The 3732-nt window shown below is 72.6% G+C and carries 4 protein-coding genes and 1 pseudogene; 4 read left to right on the top strand and 1 reads right to left on the bottom strand.

Annotated features, from left to right (window positions below):
* From ACRDSQ_RS30485 to ACRDSQ_RS30475, 3 genes and pseudogenes are all read left to right on the top strand, one after another.
* A pseudogene (locus tag ACRDSQ_RS30485) lies at positions 1-247 on the top strand (hypothetical protein); the annotation flags it as partial.
* A gap of 98 nt (positions 248-345) precedes the next feature.
* Entirely contained in the window at positions 346-1257 is a 912-nt protein-coding gene (locus ACRDSQ_RS30480; protein ID WP_431425869.1) for a hypothetical protein, read from the top strand.
* 28 nt (positions 1258-1285) lie between these two features.
* Positions 1286-2275, top strand: a complete 990-nt coding sequence (locus tag ACRDSQ_RS30475; RefSeq protein WP_431425868.1) for a hypothetical protein — start codon at positions 1286-1288, stop codon at positions 2273-2275.
* A gap of 7 nt (positions 2276-2282) precedes the next feature.
* Here ACRDSQ_RS30475 and ACRDSQ_RS30470 read toward each other — a convergent pair whose 3' ends face one another.
* On the bottom strand, positions 2283-2690 hold the full coding sequence (locus ACRDSQ_RS30470) for a winged helix-turn-helix transcriptional regulator (RefSeq protein WP_431425866.1): 408 nt from the start codon (positions 2688-2690) through the stop codon (positions 2283-2285).
* Between the two features lie 107 nt (positions 2691-2797).
* Here ACRDSQ_RS30470 and ACRDSQ_RS30465 point away from each other — a divergent pair, with 107 nt between their 5' ends.
* On the top strand, positions 2798-3700 hold the full coding sequence (locus ACRDSQ_RS30465; RefSeq protein WP_431425865.1) for an alcohol dehydrogenase catalytic domain-containing protein: 903 nt from the start codon (positions 2798-2800) through the stop codon (positions 3698-3700).
* Positions 3701-3732 lie beyond the last annotated feature (32 nt).

The raw sequence follows: 3732 nt of genomic DNA, 5'->3' as shown, positions 1-3732 counted from the left end.
GATCATCCCGCCGGGGCACGTTTCTTTTGGTGGCCGCGTCGAAACGCGCCCGGCCCGTTCGACGCCTTCGTGGCAGGCTCACCACGGGCCGCACGGAAGGAGTTCGCAACGCGAGATCGCCGCCGCCGTCCCCGGCGCACAGCACCGTTCGCTGCCCGGCCAAACCCACCTGATCAAGGCGAAGGTCTTGGCCCCGGTCCTGGCCGACTACTTCAGCGCCGCCATCACACACGAGCCCCGAAGCTGACCACCGGCCCGTTCCCCGGGAAGGGGCGCCGCCCTGTAATTTTGTCGGGCATGGGGTGGTTGCGCGTCGGCAGGGTCGGTGGTTCGGAGCCGAAGGTGGTGCGTGCCCCGAGGTGGCCTGATTCGGCGCTCGCCGCCGCGGTGGCCGAGGCGGACGAGGGCCGGGTCCGGGCCGCTGGAACGGTTCTCGCCGAGTGCCGCACCGACCCCGAACTGCGCGCGCACCGGGTAGAGGTCCTCGCGGACCGGCTCATCGGGTTCGGTGAGCGGGTCCGCGACATCGGTGTGCAGGCGCGGGATCCGGACATGTTCCTGCTGGCAGGCGCGATCTTCACCAAGGAGGCGTGGGCGATCCGCGGCGCCGGGCTGTCCACCAGTGTGGGCGACAAGCGGTTCCGGGTGTTCCACTCGCATCTCACGCAGGCGGTCGTGCCGCTGCGGCGCGCGGCCGACCTGCTCACCGATGATCCGGTGCCCTGGTCGGAGATGTTCCCGGTGAGCCGGGGTCTGGAGTTCGACCGCGCCCACAAGGACCAACTCTGGTCCGAAGTGGACAGACGAACGCCGCTGCTCGTCTCCGCCAACGACAGCCGGGTGCAGACGCTGGCACCGAAGTGGAGCAAGGGCGACGAGACCGAGATGCTCGCCTTCGCCCGCGAGCGCGTGGAGCTGGCCCCGAACGGCCACCCGGTCGTCGCGGTGCTGGTCTCGGCGGTGTTCGAGACCGCCGCGCACCACGACCGGCGGGTCGGCAACGTCGGCCGGTTCTGCGCGAAGTGGCGCGACGAACTCGTCGCCGCGTCGGCCAAGCTGCTCTCCGGGACGCTGGCGCTGCCCCGCACCACGTGGGCGCACAACATGTTCGCGGCGGTGTTCGTCGCGATGGGCGACCACCTCCACGCGGAGCCGCACCTGCGCGCCATGGACGGCCATGTCTCCGCCGCCGCCTGGGACTGGATCGGCGGCGAGCAGCGGTACCGCACGGCCGCGACCCGCCTGCGCACCACCTGACCGATCGACGAAAGGACGCCGCTCCCCCATGCCCTCAGCGCAGCCGCCCGTGACCTGGGATCGGGCGTGGCACGACAGCGCGCTCTCGGCCGCGATCGCGGAGTTGGCCGAGTCGCGGCTGCGGCCGGTGGCCACCATCCTCGCGGAGTGCCGTGACCGCCCGGAGGTCCGGTCGCTGCGGGTGGCGGTGCTGGCCGACCGGCTCGTCGGGCGGGGCCGGGGCATCCTGGAGCTGGCGGAGGACAACGACAACCCGGACCTGCTTGTCTTGGCGGGCACCATCTTCGTGCGCGAGGCACTGGTGATCACCGGCGACGCGCCGATCACGGAGCTGCCCCGCGGCCGGGCGGCGGTGGCGCTGTCCTACCTGCGCAAGGCGGCGGCCCCGCTCAACCGTGCGGCGGCGGCCCTGCCGAAGGACGCGGTCGCCGTGGACCACCTGCAACTCGTCGGGTCGCTGCTGGAGGTCGACCGCGGCCGGGTCGACTCGGTGTGGGCGGAGGCGCAGCGGCGCTGCCCGACCCTGTTCTCCGCGCACCGCAACCGACTCACGGTGCTGGCGACCCGGGAGGACCAGTCCGAGATGCTCGCCTTCGCCCGCGGCTGCGTCGAGCGGGCCCGCTCGGGTGACCCGAGGCTCTCGCTGATCGCGTCGGCGCACCTGGAGGTGGCGCGGCGGCTGGGTCGGGTGGACAAGGACGGGAGCTGGAAGGAGCGGCAGGCCGCGTTCTCCGCGCGGTACGACCACCTCGCGCGCACCAGCCCAGCCGTCGCCGAAGTCGGCCGGGCCGCCGAGCGGTGGCTGCGCGGCCCGGCCGGTCACCCGTTCGCTCTGGAGATCCACAACGTCTTCGCGGCGGTGTTCGCCCAGGCGGGGCAGACGGAGTTGGCCCGGCCACATCTGCGCGCGATCGGGACCCGGCTGACGCCGGTGTGGGCGATGGTCGACGGGGAAGCCCTTTACCGCAAGGCACTCAAGCGGCACCTGCGGGCCGAGCGGGTCCCGCCAGGCGGGTGACCCGCCGTCAGTCCTGACGGGCGTCGAACTCGGACCGGGCGCCGATGATCAGGTGCACGTGGGTGTCGGACCAGTGCTTGAGCTGTCGGACGATCTCCAGCAATGAGCTCCCGAGGCCGGTCAGGGCGTAGTCGACGGTCACCGGGACGGTCGGGGTGACGGTGCGGGTGATCAGCCCGTCACGTTCGAGGGTGCGCAGGGTTTGGGTGAGCATCTTCTGGCTGACCCCGGCGATCCGCCGGGCGATCTCGGAGTAGCGCATCGGCGAACCGTTGTCCCCCAAGGCGCACAGCACCAAGGTGACCCACTTGTCGGCGAGCCGGTCGAGGACCTGCCTGCTGGCGCAGCCCGCCAGGTACGAGTCGAAGTCGGCCTTGGCCAGCGCCCGGCGCTGCGCCGCGGTCATGGTCGGCATCGCACACCTCTTCGTGAGTTACGCACCTGCAGGTGCCTACTTACCAATGGAGAGCTACATACCGCAGGGTAGTCCTCGTACGGACAGACCGACAGAGGGAGCTTTCGATGCGAGCCGCCGTGATCACCGAGCCCGGGTCCCCCGACGCCATCGAGATCATCGACATCGCCACCCCCGAGCCAGGCCCGGGTGAGATCCGCGTTCGGGTCGCCGCCGCCGGGGTCAACCCCGTGGACCTGCAGACCCGCTCGGGCGCGTTCCACGACCTGGGCTGGATCGACCAGCCCGACCACGTCGGCCTGGGCTGGGACGTCGCGGGCACGGTCACCGCGGCCGGCTCGGACAGCGGCTTCGCCGTCGGTGATCGGGTCGCCGCGCTGTCGGAGGGCGTCGACCGCGCTCTGGGCGCGTACGCCGAGGAAGTCGTCGTGCCCGCGGGTGCGGCAGCCGTGGTGCCCGATGGACTGTCGCTGACCGACGCCGCCACGGTCCCGCTCAACGCGCTCACGGCGGTCCAGGCACTGGATCTGCTTGGCGCACCGGAAGGTCGTACGCTGCTGGTCACGGGCGCGGCAGGCGGAGTCGGCGGGTACGCGGTCGCCTTCGCCGCGCAACGCGGTTGGCGGGTGACCGCTCTGGCCCGGTCGACCGACGCCGAGTTCGTGACCGCCGCGGGCGCGTCCGCCCTGATCACCGAGCCGACCGATTCCTACGACGCGGTGGTGGACGCCGCGGTCCTCGCCGACGCGGCGGTCGGGCTGACCCGCGACGGCGGGCACTATGTCGGCGTCATCCCGCCCGCGGTGCCCGACGGCGCGGGCCGGGTCCGGACGGAGGCCGTCATGGTCACCGCCGACAGCCGGACGCTGGCCGAGGCGCTCGCCGCGACCGCGACGGGCGCCCTGCCCGTCCGTGTCCACGCGACGCTGCCGCTGGAGCAGGCAGCACTCGCGCACAAAGCCGTGGAGGCGGGCGGCATCCGCGGCCGCCACCTGCTCATCCCGGGCTGACCAGGCAACCACACCCGCGACGGGCGCCGCCC

The organism is Actinokineospora sp., from assembly GCF_050699995.1.
In the GTDB taxonomy this organism is placed as follows: Bacteria; Actinomycetota; Actinomycetes; order Mycobacteriales; family Pseudonocardiaceae; genus Actinokineospora.
Note: the sequence above shows the minus strand (reverse complement) of the source record. Positions and strands in the feature narration are given on the sequence as shown.

What these genes read in the sequence shown, in the direction of transcription:
- ACRDSQ_RS30475 (WP_431425868.1), top strand. Translation starts at nt 1,286, where the DNA reads ATGCCCTCAGCGCAGCCGCCCGTGACCTGGGATCGGGCGTGGCACGAC.
- ACRDSQ_RS30470 (WP_431425866.1), bottom strand. Translation starts at nt 2,690, where the DNA reads ATGCCGACCATGACCGCGGCGCAGCGCCGGGCGCTGGCCAAGGCCGAC.
- ACRDSQ_RS30465 (WP_431425865.1), top strand. Translation starts at nt 2,798, where the DNA reads ATGCGAGCCGCCGTGATCACCGAGCCCGGGTCCCCCGACGCCATCGAG.